A 22,325-nucleotide genomic window follows, 5' to 3' on the forward strand; every position below is an offset into this window, starting at 1 on the left:
AGACCTTCGGGTGTCAGACCTTCGGCTGGGCCTGGGTCGCCAGGGTGCCGCACAGGGCCGTGGTTCTGTCCGCGGCGTAGGGGTCGGTGCCCGCCGGGCCGCCGCTCCGGGCGGTCTGGCCGGGCAGCAGGGGGCGCAGGTAGGAGGTGGCGTCCTCGGCGCAGGACAGCGGGCCCGCCTGGGTGTAGGAGCCGGCCAGCCGGACCTGTCCCACGCGCAGGTCGTCGCGGGTGAAGCGGAAGGCCAGCTCGCGGCGGACGGTGAAGAGGGAGACGGCCGCGTCGGCGGCCGCGCGGGCCGGGCGCAGGGCATAGACGAAGATCGTGTCGGCGCTGATCTCCAGCGTGGCCGCGTCGGCCTCGGTGGCCCGCAGGGTGCCCTGGGCGCGGATCCGGTCGTCGGCCAGGCGCGCGCGGGAGGGGTCGATGCGCACCAGCCAGCCGGTGGGGGCGTGACGGCCGTCCGCCGCAGGGTGGTCGAAGCCGCGGTCGAACTGGGCGAGCTGATCGGAGTCGAGCAGCGCCCGGACCGGGCGGACCTGGCGGCCGGTGAGCACGTCGGGGTCGAGGGACGAGCGGACCAGGTAGTTCCTGGCGATGCTCAGGGCGGCGGTCACCTGGCTGTCCGAGAAGTGCGCGGTGCTGCGGGAGGCGGGCAGCGGGATTCCCTCGGCGCCGACCTCGAACTGAGCGGCCGGGCTGTGCGCGTACAGGTACTCGGCGTCGGTGGCGCCGGGCACCTTGCCCTGCGGGACCAGCGGAATGACGGTGGTCCGCAGGGGCTCGACGGTGCGCCGGGCCTGCGGGGAGCCGTAGGGGTGGCGGACCCCCATGTAGACCGCGGTGGCGAAGGCGACCGCGATCAGCAGGAGGAGGATCAGGGCCTGCCGGGTCAGCCCCCGGCGCAGCGGCCGGCGGCGGCGCACGGCGGGCGCGTGGTCGGTCATGCGCTCCTGTGCGGAGTACTCCTGGAGGCGGGCAGCGCGGACGAACGACTCGTCGAACACGACGGATCGGTACTCGTCCTCGCCACCTGCGGGGCCGCCCTCGGGTGTCCCCTCCGGTGGGTCTCCAGGCCCGCCCATACTTTCAGGGTAGGTCCCGGGGGCCTCCGGTAAACGCACCGCTGTGCGACAACTTCTGACAGGTTCTCACCAGAAACGCGGGGCGGCTTTCACGGGGATCGCGGGATCGCCGAGACCGCGGGGCGTGCGGTGTCGGCGGGGGCCGAGGGGCGTGCCGCCGCTCCCTGCTCCAGGCCGGTGGAGGCGGGTGACGGCATCCGGTCGCGGGTGCCCGAGGAGGCGCCCCGGTAGACGGCCGCGAAGGCCAGCGCGACCATGCCGACCCCCATCACCAGCGCGAGCACCCAGGCGACGGGCCGGTGCCAGCGCACCTGCCTGCCGTAGGGCCAGAAGGCGCCATGGTGGTCGCCGCGGGCATGGTCGTCGTCGAAGTCGTCGTCGTCCTGATCATGACCGAATCCGGTGCCCTCGAGGCCGTAGCCGTCGTCGTAGCGGTCGCCTCCGGCGGGGGCCCTGCGGGCTTCCGCCTCGGAGGCCTCGGCTCTGGCCTGGGCCGCGGCGAGCAGGCGTTCGACGGCGGTCGGCTCGTGCACCACGGCCGCCTGCACGAAGGCCTCGTCGAAGACCACGGAGGCGAACTCTTCGTCCGACACCCCGCGGTCGTGGTCGTCGTCGGGCTCCCAGCCGTCCGAGAACGGCGTGCCCCCCACGTCCTCCGGCACGGCTCCAGAGTAGACCTGGGGGGTCAATTTGGGCAGACGGTACGGAAATTCATCCGCTTCCTGAGACGTCTTTCCGCCAGGCCCGCTCGCCGGCGTGCGCGCGCCCCGGTCAGCGGCGTACGTGCCCGTCGCCGGTGACGATGTACTTCGTGCTGGTCAGCTCCGGCAGGCCCATCGGGCCGCGGGCGTGCAGCTTCTGGGTGGAGATGCCGATCTCCGCGCCGAAGCCGAACTGGCCGCCGTCGGTGAACCGGGTGGAGGCGTTCACGGCGACGGTGGTGGAGTCGACCAGCTGGGTGAAGCGGCGGGCCGCCTGCTGGGAGGTGGTGACGATCGCCTCGGTGTGCCCGGAGGTCCACAGCCGGATGTGCTCGACGGCCTTGTCGAGGGAGTCCACGACGGCGGCGGCGATGTCGTACGACAGGTACTCGGTCTCCCAGTCCTCCGGGGTCGCCTCGACCACGGTTGCCTTGGAGTCCCCGGCGTGGGCCAGCACACGCTCGTCGGCGTGCACGGTGACCCCGGCCTCGGCCAGGGCGTCGAGGGCCCGCGGCAGGAACTCGGCGGCGATGTCCTGGTGCACCAGGAGGGTCTCGGCGGCGTTGCAGACGCTGACCCGCTGGGCCTTGGAGTTGATCAGGATCTCGATCGCCATGTCGATGTCGGCCTGCGCGTCGACGTAGACGTGGCAGTTTCCGGTGCCGGTCTCGATGACGGGGACCACGGACTCGCTCACCACGGTCTGGATCAGGGAGGCGCCGCCGCGCGGGATGAGGACGTCGACGAGTCCGCGGGCGCGCATCAGCTCGCGGACGGAGTCACGGCTCTCGCCGGGCACGAGCTGGACGGCGTCCGCGGGCAGCCCGGCGCCGCCGACGGCGTCCCGGATCACCCGGACGAGGGCGGTGTTGGACTCGTAGGCGGAGGCCGAGCCGCGCAGCAGGACGGCGTTGCCGGACTTCAGGCACAGCGCGGCGGCGTCCACGGTGACGTTCGGGCGGGCCTCGTAGATGATGCCCACCACGCCGAGCGGGACGCGGACCTGGCGCAGGTCGATGCCGTTGGGGAGGGTGGAGCCGCGCACCACCTCGCCGACCGGGTCGGGCAGCTTCGCGACGTCGCGGACATCGGCGGCGATGGCGCGGACGCGCTCGGGAGTGAGGGTGAGCCGGTCGACCACGGACTCGCTGGTGCCGTTCGCCCGGGCCCTGGCCACGTCCTTGGCGTTGGCCTCGACGATCTCGCCGGTCCTGACCTCCAGGGCGTCGGCGATGGCGAGCAGCGCGTCGTCCTTCGCGGCGCGCGGGAGCGGCGCGAGATCGGCGGCGGCGGCCTTGGCCCGGTAGGCGGCCTGGGTGACCGGGGACATGGAGTCGTACGGCGAGAGCGTGGTCATGGGGGAAGGGTAGTGCGCGGCACCGGGCCGCTCAGCCGTCGTCCCACACCGCGAGACGGGTCAAAAGGGGGTGAAGCTCGCCGTGGAGGCCTGCCATGGGACCGGTACCCCTCGGCGGCACCGGGCGGCCGTTCAGAACGGGTGCACACCTACCGGAGTCGCGGGCGCGGGGCCGTATCCCTCGGCGATGCGCTGGTGGTACGTCTCGCGGTCGATGACCTCGAGGCCGACGATCTCCCAGGCCGGCAGCCCGGCGGTCTGCCGGTGCTCGCCCCACAGCCGCAGCGCGACGGCGGCCGCGTCATGGAGGTCGCGGGCCTCCTCCCAGTAACGGATCTCCGCGTGATCGCCGGCGTATCTGCTGGTCAGCAGGAAGGGGTGGTCGTGGGCGAGCTGCTCCAGGGCGCGCCGCAGGTCGGACAGCGGCACCTCCTCCCCGGAGACGCTGAGGGTGACGTGCCACAGCCGGGGCAGATCCCTGGGCCCCTCACGCCGCTCGTAGGTCTCTCCGGCCGCGACACTCGTCAGAGCACCGCGGGACGCCGTCCCGGGGCGCGCTCGTCTCACGACGGCCTCCTTCTCGCATGACCCTTGACGGAACGTGTCCCATCAACATGTCCCCAAGAGAAAGTTGAGCAGGCCGCCGGGCTCCGTGTGGCGGTTTTACGGAACGTCCCCCACCGGGGGCGTTCCGTACGCCCTGTTCTACGAGTGGCCTTACGAGTGCGACGAGTGCAGCAGCACCAGGTCGTCCCTGTGTACGACCTCGCGTTCGTACGCCGGGCCCAGCTCGCGCGCCAGCTCCCGGGTCGAACGTCCGATCAGCAGGGGGATCTCCTTGGCGTCGAAGTTGACGAGCCCCCGGGCCACCGCGCGTCCCGCGCCGTCGCGCAGCTCGACCGGGTCGCCGGCACTGAACTCGCCCTCCACCCCGGCGATACCGGCGGGCAGCAGCGAGGTGCGCCGCTCCACCACCGCGCGGACGGCGCCGTCGTCGAGGGTGAGGGAGCCCTGCGGGGTGGAGGCGTGCTGGAGCCACAGCAGCCGGTCGGCGGAGCGCTTGCCGCTGGGGTGGAAGTAGGTGCCGGTGTCGCCGCCGCTCAGCGCCTCCGCCGCGTGGACGGCGCTGGTCAGCACCACCGGGATGCCGGCGGCCGCGGCGATCCGGGCGGCCTCGACCTTGGTGACCATGCCGCCCGTGCCCACCCCGGCCTTGCCCGTGCTGCCGATCTCGACCTCGGCGAGGTCCCCGGGTCCCCGCACCTCCGCTATCCGCGAGGTGCCCGGCTTGCTCGGGTCGCCGTCGTAGACGCCGTCGACGTCGGAGAGCAGCACCAGCAGGTCGGCGTGGACGAGGTGGGCGACCAGGGCGGCGAGGCGGTCGTTGTCTCCGAACCGGATCTCGTCGGTGGCGACGGTGTCGTTCTCGTTGACGACCGGCAGGGCGCCCATCGCCAGCAGCTTGTCCAGCGTGCGGGAGGCGTTGCGGTGGTGGGCGCGGCGGCTCATGTCGTCGCTGGTGAGCAGCACCTGGCCGACACGGACGCCGTAACGGGCGAGGGAGGCGGTGTAGCGGGCGACGAGCAGGCCCTGGCCGACGCTGGCGGCGGCCTGCTGGCGGGCGAGGTCCCTGGGGCGGCGGCGCAGCCCCAGGGGGGCGAGCCCGGCCGCGATGGCTCCGGAGGAGACCAGTACGATCTCCCGCTCCCCTCCGCTGCGCACCTTGGCGAGGACGTCGACGAGCGCGTCGACGCGGTCGGCGTCCAGACCGCCCGCGGCGGTGGTCAGCGAGGAGGAGCCCACCTTGACTACGATCCTGCGGGCCGCACCCACGGCCTGCCTTGCCTCGGTCACCTTGCCTGCTGTCCCCTCGCCCCGTACCGGCTGCCTGAACGGCAATCGCTGCCTGTGCGGCAATCTACGCGAAGGGGGCCGTGCGGTGCGCATCGGTCCAGTCACCGGACAGGCGCACGGTAACCGTTTGCTCACGGTTCGCGTACGGCAAAAAGGTTGTACCCATTGCCTATAGAAATTAAACGCTTCACCAACTTAAATTGACTGTTGTGTCACCTAACGTTCGCCACCCGAAGCGCATCCTGCTCCGATCGGGCAAGAGCCCCTATGACGTCTTCTCCGTGGAGCAGGCCCTCCACCAGGACGTCATCGCCACCAACTCCGGCAACCTGATCTTCCAGGACGCCGCGCACAAGATCCTCGAGACGCCGGACACCGAGGTCTTCTCGAACGGCGGGCGCACCGAGGTGGCCGCGGCGGCACGCATCAACGCGGAGTACGACGCCTTCGTCGTGCCGCTCGCCAACGCCTTCCGCCCGTCCTTCGAGGTGGCGCTGCAGCGGCTGACCCGTCTCATCTCCAAGCTGCGCATCCCCGTCGTGGTACTCGGCGTGGGCGCGCAGACCGGTGTGGGCTACGACGCGGCGCGGCTGAAGCGGATCGAGCCGACCGTGCGCGCGTTCTGCTCGGCGGTGCTGGACCGCAGCGCCTCGATCGGCGTGCGCGGCGAGTTCACCGAGACGTACCTGCGGGACATGGGCTTCAAGGACATCGAGGTCATCGGCTGCCCGTCCCTGTTCATGTACGGCCGCGAACTCGACGTGCGCAAGCAGGTCCCCGGCCTGACGGCCGAGTCGCGGATCGCGATCAACGGCTCGCACAGCGCGGTGAAGAAGCAGGGGCTGGGGCGGATCATCAGCCGCACCCACGAGCACTACCCCAATCTGCGCTTCATCGGCCAGAACCTCAGCGACGCGCGGCAGCTCCACTGGCGGGACCTGTCGGACCCGAACGCCGCGGTGACCGCGATACCGACGCACCCGGACCACCCGATGTACCGGGAGGACAAGGTGCGGGTGTACGTCGACCCGATCACCTGGATCGACGAGCTGCGCCCGTTCGACTTCTCCTTCGGCTCCCGCATCCACGGCAACATCGCGGCGCTGCTCGCCGGCACCCCCGCGACCGTGCTGTGCGGCGACTCGCGCACGCTGGAGCTGTGCCGCTACTTCGAGATCCCGCACCAGCGCCTGGACAAGGTCGCCAAGGACCCCGAGGCGGCGGACCCGGCGCGCCTGTACGAGCAGGCCGACTTCAGCGGACTGACCGGCAACCACGCCGAGCGCTTCGAGCGGTTCACCGGCTTCCTGGACAAGAACGGGCTGCAGAACACCTTCACGCACGGCGACGGCGGCGCCGCCTTCGAGAAGCGGATGCGGTCGCTGGCGTTCCCGCCGGGCGTGCGCCCCTGGAACGACGCCGACCTGTCCTCGCTCACCACCCGGTTCGGCTGGCTGCACACCCAGGTCGGCGAGCTGTCCAAGGACAACGACCGGCTGCGGCGTGAGCTGGCCCGGTCGAAGCGGGTCAAGGACGCCGTCCCCGCGCCCGCGGCCTCCGTCTACCGGCGCGCCCGCCGCGTGGTGGGCCGGGCTCTGCACTCGGGCAAGTAAGCGGGGCGCGGCGGACGTCACGCCGCCGCCGCGCCGATCCCGCCGCTCGGCAGCAGCCGCCTGATCCTCCGCAGCGCCCGGCGCGGGAGGGAGCGGGCGGCCGGCTCGCGGTAGCCCGGAAAGGCGCGGGCCTCACGGGGTTCGGCGAGATACAGGTCGTCGGGGATGCCGGCCGCCTCCGAACGGAAGTGCGGGTAGGCGAGGTACAGACGGGTGCCGCGCTTCTCCAGCAGTGCGGCGGGCTGCTTCCCGGCCCGCACGAACTCCACGACGTCGAGCAGCGGCTCGGTCCGCTGCTCGGCCACCAGCTGCAGCCGCAGCCGCTCGTGGACCTTCAGGCGGCGGGCCACCCCCGGCGTCCAGTAGGCGTCCATCAGCGGCTTCGCCAGCTCGAGCTTGTTCCGGCGGACCGCCTCGGTGTCCTTGAGGAACTTGGGCCCGAACTGCGGCAGCAGGGTGATGAGGAAGGGCCGGACCATCAGGTCGTCGCGGCGCGGGCCGGCCGGGACCATGTCGGCGATCAGCTTCATCAGGGCCCGCGCGGAGTCGAAGCGCAGCGTGTAGCTGCCGGTCTTCGTCACGTGCTTGCCGTCCTCGCGGCCCACGAGGTAGTAGCAGGTGTGATCGGCGAGCACGGAGACGCCGTCCGCCCGCAGGTAGGCCTCCAGGGTGAAGAGCGCGTCCTCGCCGGTCCACAGCGATTCGTCGAACCGCATGCCGTGGCGCTCCAGCAGCGCGCGGCGGAACAACTTCTGCGCGCTCAGCGTGAACTTGATGTTGGAGGAGAAGACGTCGGTCCGGTCGAGGGTCCGGCCGAACATGGACTTCGGCGGGGTGCGGTTGACGCCCTCGACCCGGCCGAGGACGACGTCGGTGCCGTTGCGGTCGGCCATGTCGACCATGCGTTCCAGGGCCTCGGTCCCGAGCCGGTCGTCGGCGTCGAGGAAGAAGACGTAGCGTCCGGCGGCCTTGCCGAGGCCGACGTTGCGCGGGCCGCTGGGGCTGCCGGAGTTCTCCTGGCGGACGACGGTGACCGGCATACCGGCGCGGGCCGCGAACTCCTCCAGGTACTCCCCCGTGCCGTCCGTCGAGCCGTCGTCGACCGCGATGACCTCCATGCGGGCCGGGCCGATGGTCTGCGCCTCGACCGACGCCAGGCAGTCGACCAGATACGGCATCGCTTCGTACGCCCCGATGACTACGGTCACATCAGGCTGCGTCACGACGGTCACGGTTCCCCCTTGGTCACAGAACATTTCCCCCGAATCGCATCAATACAACCTGTTAGACGGGTTCCCGTCGGAGGCGGTTGCCTGACGCCGAGCGATGAGTGAGGTACGCCACACGGGGCGCGGCGGCCGCAACCGAAGGTACGCACGGCCGGTAAGAGCTGCTCATCCGTGCGACAGGGGGGCGGTAAGGAGATGTGAAAAAGGACCGGCCCCGGGGTCTCCGGGGCCGGCCCTTCAGGTGGCGGAGTCGTCAGACCGCGTTCAAGTCGTCCGTCTCACCGGCGGAGGCCTTGCGCTGGCCCGGCAGCGCGGTGGTCAGCTCGGCCGTCTCGGCGGGGTCGACGTTGGCCGCGCCGACCCGCGACTGCTGGCCGACGTTGCGGGTCTCGGCCTTCCGGGCCAGATCGGCGACGGCGGTGTTGAACTGGTCGATGGACTTCGGCTCGTCCGGGCCCAGCAGGTACTGCTTGAGCTCCTTGCGGTCCCCGGCCAGCGGGTCGGCGGAGGGGACGCGGACCGCGTCCAGCAGGCCGCCCAGCTCGGCCGCGCTGTTGGACAGGATCGTCGCGGCGCGCACGGCGGTGTTCTGCCGCTTGAACTCCTCCACGCCCAGCTCGCCGGAGTCCGTGACCGCGTACGGCTTGCCGCTCGCGATGAAGTCGGAGACCACCGAGGAGATGTCGGAGACCATCGCGTCGGAGACGTTGAAGCAGTCGTACAGGCGCGGCTCGGCACCGGTGATGACCTTGTGCTCGTACGCCGGGATGGAATTCCAGTGGGCGGCGTTCCACTCGGCGCGCAGCCGGGCGATCTCCCGGTGCCGCTCGACGTCGACGATCCCGTCGCGGGTGGCCTCGGCCTCGTCGCCCTTGTCGCCGCCGGCGCCGGCCAGCTCGGCGAGGCGGGCCTCGATCCGGGCCAGCTCGGCCCGGGCCCGCTCCTGCGCGGCGGTGTCGGCGGTGAAGCGGGAGTCGGCGGCGCGCTCGGCGGCGGCCTTCTCGACCAGGGCGGTGACGCGCCGGTGCGCGGCGCCGGCCTGGGCGCTGACGGTGCCGGTGAAGGGGTGCGGCTTGTACAGGACACGCACCGGCGGGTCGGCCTCGACCAGCTTCCTCACGATGTTCTCGCCGGCCAGCACGATCGAGGTGTTGCCGGGGTTGCCGTCCCAGCCCTCCCAGGTGGGGGCGTACAGCACGGTCGGGATGCGGCCCTCGGGCACGCCCTGCCAGGTGGTGATCGGCGCGAGCTGCGGGCGGCCGACCTCGACGATGTCCTCGTCGCGGACGCCGACGTCGGCGATGGCGTAGCGGTCGCGGCCCGCCCGGCCGGCGGTCCACACCTCGTCGTACACCTTGCTGTACGGGTTGACGCTGGCCAGCTTGTCGCTGTCGCCGTGGCCGATGAAGACGTGCTTCATGGTGGGCACGCGCAGCAGGTGGATGTTCTTGCCCACGTTGGCCGCGTAGAGCGCGACGCGCACCGTCGACAGGTCCAGGTTCATCAGGTGCACCCCTCCGGGCACGCAGATGACGGGGACGGTGGTGGGGGCGAGGTTGTTCAGGATGGCGCGCTCGCGGAGGATGATCAGCGGCCGGGTCTCCAGCTGCTCCATCGTCTCCAGCCACATGTTGACCTGGTACGCGGAGTCCTTGGAGCCGGAGAAGTAAAGGACCGTCTCCGGCTTGTAGACGGCCAGCCAGTCGTCCACGGCGGCGAGCACGGTCTCGGCCCTCGGCGGGGTCCGCCGGCCGCGCACGTACGGCAGCAGCACCGCGACGTACAGGCAGCCGAGGGCCACGGTGGCCCCGGCCCCGATGAAGCCGAGGAAGGCGTCGTCCAGCGCGGCGGAGACCAGGAGGCCGGCGACCGCGAACAGGTCGAGGTGCAGCATCTTCTCCGCGGAGCGGTGCAGCAGGCGGCGCGGCGGGGCGTCCGGGATGCGGATGCGGGACTTCAGGTCGATGTTGCGGGTGGCGACCGGCATCCGGCGGCGGTTGCGGATCAGCGTCACGAGCGCGCCGTGGGGGGCCTGCAGGCCGTAGAAGGCGATGAAGCAGGCGACCGCGGCGTAGAAGACCAGGTTGTCCGCCAGGGACATCCGGGCCAGCAGCAGGATGAGCAGCAGCTGCCTGATGAGGAACCGGATCGACAGGCCGGCCCGGACCTTGCTCAGGCGGTTGATCAGATAGCTGCCCTTGCGGTGCAGAAAGTGGTCCGCCAGGTACGTCACGGCGGCCGCGGCCACGAAGGCGTACACGCTGGGGAGGAGCGCGGCCAGCATGAGGCAGGGGAAGCCCAGCATCATGAGGGCCGCCGCGGCCAGCTCGGCCGCGCTGCCCACCCGGGCGACGCGAATAGCGGTGGATATCACGGAGAAACCTGCTCTGGGAGGGGGGAGTGCCGGTTTTGTTCGGTATTGCCGGAATTAAGCGGTGATCGCGGGCCTTACCGATTTTTAAGAGGTGTACGGACTCAGGCCTCTGCAGACGCCCGGTGAATGAGCGCGCACAGAGGCCTGAATTCCCAAAAGCTATTTACCGCGATTATTACACGCCGTCCTGACGGTCCAGCACCGTGGCCAGAGCCTGCTCGAAACCGGAGGCCTTCGCGGCGCCGGCGGTCGGGTCCTGCTGGCGCACGTCGATGACGTGACCGGTCAGCTCCGACAGCAGCACGTCCAGGGAGGTGCGGGCCACCGCCTCGGAGGAGAGCAGCGAGCCGGCCGGCTCCTGGCCGAACGCCTTGGTGCGCATCGGGGTCGCGGTGCGCTCGGGGTTGATGCAGTTGACGCGGATGCCCTCGGACGCCCACTCGTCGGACAGCGCCTGGGTGAGGTTCACCATGGCGGCCTTGGTCGAGGAGTAGAGGCTGTACTCGGCGCGGCCGCGGGTGTAGCTGCTGGAGGTGTAGAGCAGGAGCTGGCCCTTGGTCTCCGACAGGTACTTGTAGGAGGAGCGCGCGATCTGCACCGGGGCCAGGTAGTTGACCTTCAGCGCCTCCTCGATGGTGGCGTTGTCGGTCTCGGCGAGCTTGCCGATGCGCAGCACGCCCGCGGTGTTGACCACGTAGTCGATCCGGCCGGTCTCCGCGTACGCCTTGGACAGCGCGTCGTCGACCTCCTCCGGGTTCTCCACGTGGGTACCGGTGGTGGAGCGGCCCAGCGCGTACACGGAGGCGCCGTAGGACTCGGCGAGTTCGGCGATGTCCTTGCCGATGCCGTAGGAGCCGCCGAAGATGACGACCGTCTTGCCGGTCAGCAGCTCGCGGTAGGCCTCCTCGCCGTTCTGCTCCGGTGCTGCCGTCGAGGCGAGCTGGAACAGCTTGTCGGCGATGAAGACGTCGACCGGCTGGGTCACCTTCATGTTGTACTCGTCACCCGCGACGACGTGGATCGGCACGTCCGGCAGGTACTTGAGCACGACGGAGCAGTCGTCCGTGGCCTGGAAGTTGGGGTCACCGGAGGCGACCTCGTAGGCGCGGCGGATCGTGGACAGCTTGAAGGCCTGCGGGGTCTGGCCGCGGCGCAGCCGGGAGCGGTCCGGGATCTCGGTGATGAACTCGCCGTCCTCGCCGTGCGTGCGCGTGACGATGATGGTGTCCGCGGACGGAATGGCCACGTCCACGGCCTGGAAGCGCTCCAGCGCGGTCACGCAGTCGTCGATGACGCGCTGCGAGAGCAGGGGGCGCACGGCGTCGTGGAAGAGGACGTTGACGTCCTCTCCCTCGGCCAGGCCCTCACCGAGGGCGGAAATCGCGCGCTCGGTGGTCTCGTTCCGGGTCGAACCGCCCTCGATGACCTTCTTGACCTTGGTGAAGCCGGCCTTGGCGACGATCTTCTCGATGTCCGGCACATAACCGGGCGCCATCAGCACGATGATGTCGTCGATCGAGTCGGCGTTCTCGAAAGTGGTCAGCGTGTGCTCGATGACTGCCTTGCCGGCGATCTTCAGCAGCTGCTTGGGGATCGAAAGACCCACCCGCTGACCGGTGCCACCGGCCAGGACGACTGCGGTGGTTCGGGGCTTGGCTATGTGCTGTGACACAGGCTGACCTACCTTGGGGCGACAGGGAACGTTCGAAATGGTCCCACTTCGGGTAACCGCTGTGCAAGGTGAGTGACGTCCCATGCATATGTGCGCGCTACCTGTCATTCACCTTGCGCCCCAGGTGATTGAGCGAGGGCCGTCGTGAACCTCCGTGGAATTGCTGTGAGTAAGTCCACAGGTCCGTCACAGGCCCCGGCGGGAGGGGTGTTCAGCGGCTCCGCAGCCGTTTCGGGCAGCGGTGACCGAGGACCCGGACGAGCTCCTTCGACGGCGCCTGGTGGGCACCGCGCGCGAGGGCGGTGCCCACACTCCCGGAGGCGGCCGCCGCGAGGGCAACGTACAGCGCCCGAGCCGCCGCTTCCGGGCTCATCCGGGGCTCCGGCGACGACGGTACCGGCTGCTCGGGCACCGCGGACAGCGGGCCCGGATCGCCGAGGACCCGGACGCCGAGGGCACCGAGGGCGCCGATCCGCTCCGCCGCCGGGGCGGCGGACGCGGCCGCCGCCTCGGCCGCCCACCGGGGGCCGGCGCTCCTCAGGTCGGCGGGCCGCGGACTGCACATGTTCTTCATATGCCACGCTGCGCCGTTGCGCACCAGCCGGGAATACGGCCCGGCGGGCAGCCCATTGCCGCGGAATTCGACATCAAGATTCCGCAGCATTTCGGTCTCGGCCAGGGTAAGGGATCGATTCGCGGTGTCCGGAACCCGTCGCGGAAGATTCTCCGGCGGTCCGAGCAGGCCCCGCTCACCCAGGTTTCCGGTGCGCCCCAAGTGGGCCGCGTCACACCGGCCGGACGCCGGGCTCGTCCGCCTCCACCCGCAGCCGCGCCAGGGTGCTCGCGGCGGACTTCCGTGTCAGGACCGTGTCGACGACCCGCACCTGGGCGTCGAGACCGTCGCGGCTGATGTCGAAGAGGTGGTAGCCGCGGTGGGCGTCGATCACCTTCCAGTGCGGGTTGTCCGCCTTCAGCGGGTCCCACTGGGCGTGGAAGGCGGCCTGGTCCTGGTCGCCGTTGCTGGAGATCGAGGTGCCGACGAACTCGGCGCCGACGACGGCGGACGCGGGGTCGGCGAAGTCCTTCCTGAGGTCGCTGATCATCGTCAGGTGCCGGTCACCGCTGAGCACGACCGGGTTGCGGACGCCTGCGAACTCCTCCAGCAGGGCGTTGCGTTCGGCCTGGTAGCCGTCCCAGGCGTCGTAGTACCAGAGCTTGCCGTCGCCGGGCAGCAGGTCGGTCTCGGCCATCATGATCTGCGAGGCGACGAGGTTCCAGTGGGCCGGTGAGCCGTGCAGCCCGTCCAGCAGCCACCGCTTCTGCGCGGCGCCGAGCATGGTGAGCGACGGGTCCTCGGCACCTGCCTGGCTCGTGGCCTGGTCGCCGCGGAACTGCCGGGTGTCCAGCACGTTGAGCCGGGCCAGGCGGCCGAAGTCCAGACGGCGGTACATCTGGATGTGCGGGCCGTCCGGGACGGCGGTGGCGCGGACCGGCATGTGCTCGTAGTAGGCCTGGTACGCGGCGGTCAGCCGGGCCGTGAACGCGTCGTGCGACTGCTTGCCGGGATCCTGCGGGACCTCGCCGGCGTAGTCGTTGTCGACCTCGTGGTCGTCGAAGGTGACCACCCAGGGCGCGTTCGCGTGCATCGCGGCGAGGTCGGGGTCGGTGCGGTACTGGGCGTAGCGGTTGCGGTACTCGACGAGGGTGTACGGCTCCCCGGTGCCCTCGTGCCGCCGCACTGCCGTCGCCGACGGCGTGGACTCGTAGATGTAGTCGCCGACGAAGAGGACGATGTCCGGGTCCTGGGCGAGCATGTCGGCGTATGGCGTGAAGTAGCCGTGCTGCCAGTTCTGGCAGGAGGCGAGCGCGACGCGCAGGGAGCAGCCCCGCTGGTGCGGGTGGGGCGCGGTGCGGGTCCGGCCGGTGGGCGAGAGCTGCCCGCCCGCCCGGAACCGGTACCAGTACCGGCGGTCCGGGCGCAGCCCCCGTACGTCCACGTGCACGCTGTGCCCGAACTCGGGGCGGGCCTGGGCGGTGCCCCGGCGGACCTTCCGGCGGAACCTCTCGTCCTCGGCGAGTTCCCACTCCACCGGGACGATCGTGTCCGGCATCCCGCCGCCGTTCAGCGGGTCGGGGGCGAGCCGGGTCCACAGCACGATGCCGTCGGGCAGCGGGTCGCCGGAGGCCACGCCGAGGGTGAACAGGCCGTCGGGGAGCGGGTTGCCGGCGGCGCGGGCGGTGCCCGGCAGCCAGAGCTGCGCGGAGGCCGCGGCGCCGAGGACGGCGGCACCCGCGGTCAGAAAACGGCGTCGGTCGGCCTGCGGTACTGCTCCGGTCATTCGGCTGACTCCCTTGCCACACGGGCCTCCTGGGCTTCACTCGCGGACCCTCGGAAGCTCCCACGGCCGGACGGCCCGGCCGCCGAACGGCAGCATTCGCGTGCATGACAAGTAGGCGGACAACAGAAGACCCGCCGCGGCACCGGGACCACATCTGGAACGTGAGGGCGCCGCAACGGGTTACGGAGTGTCAGAAACCGTCTGTGTCCACGGAGTCCGGTGTCCGTGAGGCCGGGAGGTCGTGAGGCCGTGACGGGTCAGCGTGGGAACGCCCCGCCGGGCCGGGAGCCGGGGGGAGCCGCGAGGAGCAGGGCGCCGGCAGCGGGAAGTGTGCGACCCGGAAGGGAACGTCGTTCCCTTCCGGGTCGCACACTTCGAATCACCCGGGAGCGGTGGGGTCGCCCCGCCGGACGCCGGGACCTCTCCCGGCGATCACCACTCCGCGTCCGTCCGTCCTACTCGAACGGGTCGAACTCGTCGTACTCGCGCAGCGCCTCGTCCCGCTCGGCCTGCTTGTCGCGCCGCCGCTGGGCGGCGGGCCGGGCCGCGTCGAAGCGGTGGTCCTCACCGCGCCGGCCCAGCATCTCGGCGCCGGCCATGGCGGTCGGCTCCCAGTCGAAGACGACCGCGTTCTCCTCGGGACCGATGGCCACGCCGTCGCCGGTGCGGGCGCCCGCCTTCATCAACTGGTCCTCGACACCGAGGCGGTTCAGGCGGTCGGCGAGGTAGCCGACGGCCTCGTCGTTGTTGAAGTCGGTCTGCCGCACCCAGCGCTCCGGCTTCTCGCCGCGCACCCGGAACAGCGGCTCGCCGCCGATCTCCTCGCGGGTGACCGTGAAGCCCGCGTCGTCCACGGCCTTCGGCCGGATGACGATCCGCGTCGCCTCCTCCTTCGGCTTCGCCGCCCGCGCGCCGGCGACCAGCTCACCGAGCCCGTACGTCAGCTCCTTCAGGCCGATGTGGGCCACCGCCGACACCTCGAAGACGCGGTAACCGCGCTCCTCCAGGTCGGGGCGCACCATCTCGGCCAGGTCCCTGCCGTCGGGCACGTCGACCTTGTTCAGGACGACGATGCGGGGACGGTTGTCGAGGCCGCCGTACTGCTTCAGCTCCTCCTCGATGATGTCGAGGTCGGAGACCGGGTCGCGGTCGGACTCGAGGGTCGCGGTGTCCAGCACGTGCACCAGCACGCTGCACCGCTCCACGTGCCGGAGGAACTCCAGGCCCAGGCCCTTGCCCTGGCTGGCGCCCGGGATCAGGCCCGGCACGTCGGCGATGGTGTAGACGGTCGACCCGGCCGTGACGACACCCAGGTTGGGCACCAGGGTGGTGAACGGATAGTCGGCGATCTTCGGCTTGGCCGCGCTGAGCACCGAGATCAGCGAAGACTTGCCCGCGCTCGGGTAACCCACCAGGGCCACGTCCGCGACCGTCTTCAGCTCCAGGACGATGTCCTGCAGGTCCCCCGGTTCGCCGAGCAGCGCGAAACCGGGCGCCTTGCGGCGGGCGGAGGCCAGTGCCGCGTTACCGAGGCCGCCCCGGCCGCCCTGGGCGGCGATGAACGAGGTGCCGTGGCCGATCAGGTCGGCGAGCACGTTGCCCGCCTGGTCCAGGACGACGGTGCCGTCCGGGACGGGCAGGACCAGGTCCTGGCCGTCCTTGCCGGAGCGGTTGCCGCCCTCGCCGGGCTTGCCGTTGGTGGCCTTGCGGTGCGGGGAGTGGTGGTAGTCGAGCAGCGTGGTGACCGACTGGTCGACAGTCAGGATCACGTCGCCGCCACGGCCGCCGTTGCCGCCGTCCGGGCCGCCGAGCGGCTTGAACTTCTCACGGTGGACGGAGGCACAGCCGTGGCCTCCGTTACCCGCGGCGACATGCAGCTCGACGCGGTCCACGAAGGTGGTCATGGTTCATGCCTCCAGAACTACGGTGATGTCTCTTGCGTAACACGCGAAAGGCGGACCCGCCTTCCCGACCGGGAAGTGAGGTCCGCCTCGCGAAAGGTTCGAACGGAACGCTCGGGTCAGGCGACCGGAACGACGTTCACGACCTTGCGGCCACGGTGGGTACCGAACTCCACCGCACCCGGCTGCAGCGCGAACAGCGTGTCGTCGCCGCCACGGCCGACGCCGGCGCCCGGGTGGAAGTGGGTGCCGCGCTGGCGGACCAGGATCTCACCAGCATTGACGACCTGACCGCCGAAGCGCTTCACGCCGAGCCGCTGGGCATTGGAGTCGCGACCGTTCCGGGTGGACGATGCGCCCTTCTTGTGTGCCATTTCTCCTCAGTCCCTTACTTCGCAGCCGCGGGGATCTCAGTGACCTTGATCGCCGTGTACTGCTGGCGGTGGCCCTGGCGACGGCGGTAGCCCGTCTTGTTCTTGTAGCGCAGAATGTCGATCTTCTGGCCCTTGTGGTGGTCCACGACCTCGGCCTGGACCTTGATGCCGGCCAGCACCCACGGGTCGCTGGTCACAGCGTCGCCGTCGACAACGAGCAGGGTCGAGAGCTCGACCGTGTCGCCAACCTTGGCGGTGGAAATCTTGTCAACCTCAACGATGTCGCCGACAGCAACCTTGTGCTGGCGACCACCGCTGCGCACGATGGCGTACACGCGGATCTCACTCTCTCGCTCGGGAACGGCACCCCCGCAGTCCAGCCGCCCGGGCATGAACACGGACAGCCTCTCCCGGCCGCCGAGGCACCCGGGAGGAAGAGGTTTACGGGGATGTGGCGCGCCATTCGACACGCCGACGGTCAAGGTTACGGGGCCACGGCCGAAGGGGTCAAACCGGGCCCGGTGGGTGTGGGGCCGGTCACGTGGACCGGCCCCACACCCCAGGGCGTCAGCCCTCGTCGCCGGCGGGGACCGTGGTGGTCTTCTTCGCCGTCGTCTTGGCGGCGGCCGTCTTGGCGGTCTTGGCCGCCTTCTTGGCCGTCGTCTTCTTGGCGGCCGTCTTCTTGGCCGCGGTCTTCTTGGTGGCCGCCTTCTTCGCCGTGGCCTTCTTGGCGGTCTTGCGGGCCGTCTTCTTGGCCGGAGCCGTCTCCTCGACGGTCTCCTCGGCCGCCGGCGCCTCGGTCACCGCGGCCTCGGTCACCGTCTCGGCGGCGGCCGGGGTCTCCTCCGGCGCGGCCGACGGGACGACCGTCACGGCCGCCTCCTCGGACGCGGTCGGCGCGGTGGCCTTGCGCACGGCACGGCGGCGCGGGCGGGCCGGGGCGGCGCTCTCGGCCTCCGCGGCCGGAGCCGGGGCCTCGACCGCGGGCTGCTCCACCGGAGCGGCGGGCGCGGTCTCGGACACCGTCACCACGGCCGCCTCGGCTCCCGCGGGGGAACCGGCGGGCGCCGACACCTTCCGGGTCGCCCGGCGGCGCGTACGGCCCTTGGGCGCGGCCTCCTCGGCGGCGGGCTCGGCCTTCGGCTCCGGGACCATCTGGTCCTCGGCCGCCGTCGGCTCGGCCAGCGCCTCGGCGGCGGGCTCGGGCCGCACCGGGCGCGCCGCCGCCTCCTCGGCGGTGACGTCCTGGGCGGTCGGCGCGGCGGCGGCCACGGCCGCCTCCGTGCTCGGAGCCTTCTCGGCCTCCGGAGCCTGCGCGGCCCTCTCCGCCTTCGGGGCCTTCTCCGCCTTCGGCGCACCCGCCGGTGCCGAGGCCCGGCGGCTCGCGCGGCGACGGGAACGGCCGCGGCCGGCGGCCGCCTCCGCCTCGGCGACGCTGCTGTACAGCTCCTCGTCCGGCTCGAAGTCCGGCCCGGGCAGCGCGACGGGCTCGGCGAGTTCGGCGGCCACCTCGACGGCGGTCTCCACCTCGGGCTCGACGGCCTCGCCGGTCTCCACCGCCACGGCGGCGGTCTCGTGCACGTGCTCCTGCGCGTCTCCGCCCCGGCCACGCTTCTTGCGCTTGCCGCCACCGCCGCCACCGGCCGTGACCGGCTGCTCCATGTGGACGATGACACCGCGGCCGTTGCAGTGGACGCAGGTCTCGGAGAAGGACTCCAGCAGGCCCTGGCCGACCCGCTTGCGGGTCATCTGCACCAGGCCGAGCGAGGTCACCTCGGCCACCTGGTGCTTGGTCCGGTCCCGGCCCAGGCACTCCAGCAGGCGCCGCAGCACCAGGTCCCGGTTGGACTCGAGCACCATGTCGATGAAGTCGATGACGATGATGCCACCGAGGTCGCGCAGCCGGAGCTGGCGCACGATCTCCTCGGCCGCCTCCAGGTTGTTCCTGGTGACCGTCTCCTCGAGGTTGCCGCCCTGACCGGTGAACTTGCCGGTGTTGACGTCGACGACGACCATCGCCTCGGTCCGGTCGATCACCAGCGAACCGCCGCTCGGCAGCCAGACCTTGCGGTCCAGCGCCTTGGCGAGCTGCTCGTCGATCCGGTAGGTGGCGAAGACGTCGACCTCACTGGTCCACTTCGACAGCCGCTCGGCGAGGTCGGGCGCCACGTGCGAGACGTAGCCGTGGATGGTCTGCCAGGCCTCGTCGCCGCTGACGACGACCTTGGAGAAGTCCTCGTTGAAGATGTCGCGGACGACCCGGACGGTCATGTCCGGCTCGCCGTAGAGCAGCGTCGGGGCGTTGCCGCTCTTGGCCTTCTTCTGGATCTCCTCCCACTGCGCCTGGAGCCGCTCGACGTCACGGCGCAGCTCGTCCTCGCTCGCGCCCTCGGCGGCGGTGCGCACGATGACGCCCGCGTCCTCGGGGACGATCTTCTTGAGGATGGTCTTCAGCCTGGCCCGCTCGGTGTCGGGCAGCTTGCGGCTGATGCCGGTCATCGAGCCCTCGGGCACGTACACGAGGTAGCGGCCCGGGAGGGAGACCTGGCTGGTCAGACGGGCGCCCTTGTGGCCGATGGGGTCCTTCGTCACCTGGACGAGCACCGACTGGCCGGACTTGAGGGCGGCTTCGATGCGGCGCGGCCCGTTGGCCATGCCGAGCGCCCCGAAGTTGACCTCACCGGCGTAGAGGACGGCGTTGCGGCCCTTGCCGATGTCGATGAAGGCGGCCTCCATCGACGGCAGCACGTTCTGGACCTTGCCCAGGTAGACGTTGCCGACGTACGAGGTCGACTGCTCCTTGTTGACGTAGTGCTCGACCAGCACGTCGTCCTCGAGCACGCCGATCTGGGTGCGCTCGCCGTGCTGGCGCACGACCATCACGCGCTCGACGGCCTCGCGGCGGGCCAGGAACTCGGCCTCGGTGATGATCGGGACGCGGCGGCGGCCCTGCTCGCGGCCTTCGCGGCGGCGCTGCTTCTTGGCCTCCAGACGGGTCGAGCCCTTGATGGACTGCACCTCGTCGGACGGTTCGGCGGGCTTGCGGGGTTCACGGACCTTGACGACCGTGCGCTCGGGGTCGTCGGTGGTCGGCTCGGCCTCGCCTCCGCTCTCACCGGCGCGGCGACGGCGACGGCGACGGCGACGGCTGGAGCTGGAGCCCCCGGACTCCTCGTCCCGGGCCTCCTCGGCGTCCTCGTCCTCCTGCTCGGCGGTGTCCTCGGCGTCCTGTGCGGCCTGCTCGGCGGCCAGTTCGTCGGACTCGGCGTCCGCGCCCTCACCGGCCTCGCCCTCGGCGGCGTCACCGCGGCGACGGCGACGGCCGCCCCGGCGGCGACGGCGGCGCGAACCGGACTCCTCGGAGCCCTCGGCCTCGTCGCCCTCGTCGCCCTCGTCACCCTCGGCGAGGTCCTCGGCGGCCTCCTCGGCCTCCTCCGGCTCCTCGGCCCGGGCGGGCCGCGTCTCCTCGGCGGCACCCCGGCGGCGACGGCGACGGCGCGCGCCGGCCTCGGCGCGCTCCTCCGGGTACGCCTCGGTCTCCTCCTCGGGCTCCTCAGCCCCGGCGGCCTCGGCCGCGGCCTGGGCGGCGGCCCGCTGCGGGGTCTGGAACTGCGGCTCGGCGAACACCGGCGCCTGGAACACGGCCACGGCGGGCCGGGCCGGGCGGCGCGGTGCCCCGGCCTCGTCGGCCTCGGTCTGCGCGGGCGCGGCGAATCCGGTCGCGGCCTGCCGGACGACCCGGCGACGGCGACGGGGAGCGCCCTCCTCGGCGGGGATCTCGGCGGCGGGGGCGGCGGCAGGGGCCTTCGGCGCCTCGGGGGCCTTGGTCTCCTCGGCGGGGACCTCGGCGGCACCGCGGGTGGCGCGGCGGCGGGTACGGCGCGGGGCGGCCTCGTCGGCGGCCGGTGCGGCGGTGGGCTCCTCCGCCGCGGCCTCCGCCTCGGGGGCGGGCGCGGCGGCGGCCGGTACGACGGCCTCGGTGGTCTCGGCGGCGGCCGGGGTCCCGGCGGGCGCGGACGCACGGCGGGTCGCGCGGCGGCGGGTACGGCCGGCGGACGCGGCCTCCTCCGTCGCGGCGGGAGCCTCGGCGGCGGCCTCGGGGGCGGGGGCGGCCTCGGCGGCGGCCTCGGGAGCCTTCGGCTCACCGGCGGGCGCGGAGACGCGCCGGGTGGCACGGCGACGCGGGCGAGCCGGGGCGGCGGCCTCGGTCACGGCCTCGGGCTCGGGTTCCACGACTGCCTCCGTCTTCGCCTCGGTCTCGGCGGACTCGGTGCCGGCGGACCCGGTGCCGGCGGCGGGCACCACGGCCTCCGCCTCAGCCGGGGCTCCGGCGGGCGCGGACGCACGGCGGGTCGCCCGCCGGCGGGTACGGGGCGGTGCGGGTTCCTCGGCGGCCCCAGCGGTCTCGGCAGCCTCGACCGGCTCGGCGGACCCGGCGGCCTCAGCGGCGGGTACGACCGTCTCGGCGGCCTCGGCGGTGGCCGGCGACCCGGCCGGCGCGGCGGCGCGGCGGGTGGCCCGGCGGCGGGTACGGGCGGGAGGCGCGGCCTCCTCGGCCGCGGCGGGTGCCGCCACGGCCTCCGTCCCGGCCTGTGCCTCTTCCTCAGCCTCGGCGATCTCATCCACTTCCGCGGCCGGTATGGCCGGCACGGTGACCTCGGCGGGGGCCTCGGCCGCGCCCGGCGGGCCCGCCGGGCGGGAAGCGGCACGGCGACGCCTGCGCGGGGGCAGGGTGTCGCTCGGCGTGTTCAGTTCGGAACCCTCGTTGGGTTCGGTCGGTTCGAGCATGCGGGCGTTTCTCCCGTCAGGCTCCCGGGCGCCGCGCCTGGTCCGGCGCCGGTCCCGAGGGACCGTTCACCGTTGACGTCCGCGGTCCGCGCGATACGCGGTGACCGCCGTCCGGGGCGCGGGCGCCGCACGGGAGCACTCTGTGTCCTGTCTCGCCGGTTCCGTACGCCTTGTCGGTACGGCCTGGCGAAAGTCTTCTGGTCGGTGCGCTGCCCGACCCAGGTGGCTCCCGAGTACGAGGGCGGCGCTACGACGTGCGTCCCTACGCGGAGCCTTCCGGCGTCGGCGCCGTCGCGGCGGCGGCCGGTACGGCCGTCAGGGCCTCGGCTGCCTCGCGGTCGGGCGCGAGCGGGTCGGTCACCGTGCCGGTCTCTTCATCGAACAGCCCCTGCGCCAGCCTGGTCACCGCTGCGGGGACCGGCGGCGCCAGGTCGGCCACGGCGCGGAGACCGGACAGGACGTCGTCGGGTCGTACGGCAGGCGTCACGTGCCGAACAACCAGCCGCAGTATCGCACAGGGCTGGTCGGTCGGCCCATCAGCCCGCGAACTGTGCGTTTCCAGGTTCGCGACCGCCGGGCGGGCGTCGAAGGTACGGACGCCGTTCTTGGTCATGCGCTGCACCTCGACGGTGTCGGCCTCGATGAAGGCCTCCACCGCGCGCCGGGCGTCGAGCGGGTCGACGCCGTCCAGCCGCAGCTCCCATACGGAGGCCGTGAGCCGGTCGGCGAGCCCCGAGGTCCGTGCCTCGACCGCGTCGACGATGTCCAGCCCGGTGGGCAGCGACTCGTCGAGGAGGACGCGCAGGGTCTCGGGGTCCCGCGCCGCGGTCAGCGCGATCTCCAGGTACTCCGCTTCACTGCCCGTGCCGGTGGGTGCGGCATTGGCGTACGACACCTTCGGATGCGGTGTGAACCCCGCCGAGTACGCCATGGGCACCTCGGCGCGGCGCAGCGCACGCTCGAAGGCGCGCTGGAAGTCACGGTGGCTGGTGAACCGGAGGCGGCCGCGCTTGGTGTAGCGCAGTCGGATGCGCTGCAC

Annotated in this window: 16 protein-coding genes; 1 reads left to right on the forward strand and 15 read right to left on the reverse strand. The window is 72.1% G+C overall.

Features of this window, described 5'->3' with window-relative positions:
- Positions 1–13: 13 nt before the first annotated feature.
- The 5 genes from ACZ6B1_RS05920 to proB form a co-directional block, all read right to left on the reverse strand.
- Complete coding sequence (locus ACZ6B1_RS05920; RefSeq protein ID WP_468775327.1) at positions 14–1,084, reverse strand: SCO2583 family membrane protein; 1,071 nt, start codon at positions 1,082–1,084, stop codon at positions 14–16.
- Between the two features lie 89 nt (positions 1,085–1,173).
- Positions 1,174–1,746, reverse strand: coding sequence for an SCO2584 family spore wall biosynthesis protein (locus ACZ6B1_RS05925; protein ID WP_468775329.1), 573 nt, complete (start codon positions 1,744–1,746; stop codon positions 1,174–1,176).
- Between the two features lie 109 nt (positions 1,747–1,855).
- Complete coding sequence (locus tag ACZ6B1_RS05930; protein WP_468775331.1) at positions 1,856–3,142, reverse strand: glutamate-5-semialdehyde dehydrogenase; 1,287 nt, start codon at positions 3,140–3,142, stop codon at positions 1,856–1,858.
- 132 nt (positions 3,143–3,274) lie between these two features.
- A complete protein-coding gene (locus ACZ6B1_RS05935) occupies positions 3,275–3,709 on the reverse strand; it encodes a hypothetical protein (RefSeq protein WP_468775333.1) in 435 nt (144 codons plus the stop codon).
- A 150-nt stretch (positions 3,710–3,859) separates the two neighbouring features.
- A complete protein-coding gene (gene proB, locus ACZ6B1_RS05940; protein ID WP_468776044.1) occupies positions 3,860–4,975 on the reverse strand; it encodes a glutamate 5-kinase in 1,116 nt (371 codons plus the stop codon).
- A 230-nt stretch (positions 4,976–5,205) separates the two neighbouring features.
- Between proB and ACZ6B1_RS05945 the strand changes: the two genes are divergently transcribed.
- The gene (locus ACZ6B1_RS05945; RefSeq protein WP_468775334.1) at positions 5,206–6,609 is read left to right on the forward strand and encodes a polysaccharide pyruvyl transferase family protein; all 1,404 of its coding nucleotides are present in this window, start codon (positions 5,206–5,208) and stop codon (positions 6,607–6,609) included.
- A gap of 17 nt (positions 6,610–6,626) precedes the next feature.
- On the opposite strand, the gene ACZ6B1_RS05950 is transcribed toward ACZ6B1_RS05945, so the two are convergent.
- The 10 genes from ACZ6B1_RS05950 to ACZ6B1_RS05995 all read right to left on the reverse strand — a co-directional run bounded on the left by ACZ6B1_RS05950 (position 6,627) and on the right by ACZ6B1_RS05995 (position 22,325).
- Entirely contained in the window at positions 6,627–7,865 is a 1,239-nt protein-coding gene (locus ACZ6B1_RS05950; RefSeq protein WP_468775336.1) for a glycosyltransferase family 2 protein, read from the reverse strand.
- A gap of 226 nt (positions 7,866–8,091) precedes the next feature.
- A complete protein-coding gene (locus tag ACZ6B1_RS05955) occupies positions 8,092–10,212 on the reverse strand; it encodes a hypothetical protein (RefSeq protein WP_468775338.1) in 2,121 nt (706 codons plus the stop codon).
- A 175-nt stretch (positions 10,213–10,387) separates the two neighbouring features.
- Positions 10,388–11,884, reverse strand: a complete 1,497-nt coding sequence (locus ACZ6B1_RS05960; RefSeq protein WP_468775340.1) for a D-ribitol-5-phosphate cytidylyltransferase — start codon at positions 11,882–11,884, stop codon at positions 10,388–10,390.
- A 211-nt stretch (positions 11,885–12,095) separates the two neighbouring features.
- The gene (locus ACZ6B1_RS05965; RefSeq protein WP_468775342.1) at positions 12,096–12,449 is read right to left on the reverse strand and encodes a hypothetical protein; all 354 of its coding nucleotides are present in this window, start codon (positions 12,447–12,449) and stop codon (positions 12,096–12,098) included.
- A gap of 220 nt (positions 12,450–12,669) precedes the next feature.
- Positions 12,670–14,223, reverse strand: coding sequence for an alkaline phosphatase D family protein (locus ACZ6B1_RS05970; protein WP_468775344.1), 1,554 nt, complete (start codon positions 14,221–14,223; stop codon positions 12,670–12,672).
- A 455-nt stretch (positions 14,224–14,678) separates the two neighbouring features.
- Positions 14,679–16,127, reverse strand: a complete 1,449-nt coding sequence (obgE, locus tag ACZ6B1_RS05975; protein ID WP_468775346.1) for a GTPase ObgE — start codon at positions 16,125–16,127, stop codon at positions 14,679–14,681.
- A 116-nt stretch (positions 16,128–16,243) separates the two neighbouring features.
- Complete coding sequence (gene rpmA, locus ACZ6B1_RS05980) at positions 16,244–16,498, reverse strand: 50S ribosomal protein L27 (RefSeq protein ID WP_018846648.1); 255 nt, start codon at positions 16,496–16,498, stop codon at positions 16,244–16,246.
- A 14-nt stretch (positions 16,499–16,512) separates the two neighbouring features.
- Positions 16,513–16,833, reverse strand: a complete 321-nt coding sequence (gene rplU, locus ACZ6B1_RS05985) for a 50S ribosomal protein L21 (RefSeq protein WP_004931419.1) — start codon at positions 16,831–16,833, stop codon at positions 16,513–16,515.
- Between the two features lie 232 nt (positions 16,834–17,065).
- Positions 17,066–21,286 (reverse strand): Rne/Rng family ribonuclease, encoded by a 4,221-nt coding sequence (locus ACZ6B1_RS05990; RefSeq protein ID WP_468775348.1) that lies wholly within the window; start codon positions 21,284–21,286, stop codon positions 17,066–17,068.
- 262 nt (positions 21,287–21,548) lie between these two features.
- On the reverse strand, positions 21,549–22,325 hold the full coding sequence (locus ACZ6B1_RS05995; RefSeq protein ID WP_468775350.1) for a TIGR03936 family radical SAM-associated protein: 777 nt from the start codon (positions 22,323–22,325) through the stop codon (positions 21,549–21,551).

The sequence above is a fragment of the Streptomyces sp. NPDC041129 genome (assembly GCF_055592265.1).

What these genes read in the sequence shown, in the direction of transcription:
- ACZ6B1_RS05990 (WP_468775348.1), bottom strand. Translation starts at nt 21,286, where the DNA reads ATGCTCGAACCGACCGAACCCAACGAGGGTTCCGAACTGAACACGCCG.
- ACZ6B1_RS05965 (WP_468775342.1), bottom strand. Translation starts at nt 12,449, where the DNA reads ATGTGCAGTCCGCGGCCCGCCGACCTGAGGAGCGCCGGCCCCCGGTGG.
- rpmA (WP_018846648.1), bottom strand. Translation starts at nt 16,498, where the DNA reads ATGGCACACAAGAAGGGCGCATCGTCCACCCGGAACGGTCGCGACTCC.
- obgE (WP_468775346.1), bottom strand. Translation starts at nt 16,127, where the DNA reads ATGACCACCTTCGTGGACCGCGTCGAGCTGCATGTCGCCGCGGGTAAC.
- ACZ6B1_RS05950 (WP_468775336.1), bottom strand. Translation starts at nt 7,865, where the DNA reads ATGTTCTGTGACCAAGGGGGAACCGTGACCGTCGTGACGCAGCCTGAT.
- ACZ6B1_RS05930 (WP_468775331.1), bottom strand. Translation starts at nt 3,142, where the DNA reads ATGACCACGCTCTCGCCGTACGACTCCATGTCCCCGGTCACCCAGGCC.
- ACZ6B1_RS05970 (WP_468775344.1), bottom strand. Translation starts at nt 14,223, where the DNA reads ATGACCGGAGCAGTACCGCAGGCCGACCGACGCCGTTTTCTGACCGCG.
- ACZ6B1_RS05920 (WP_468775327.1), bottom strand. Translation starts at nt 1,084, where the DNA reads ATGGGCGGGCCTGGAGACCCACCGGAGGGGACACCCGAGGGCGGCCCC.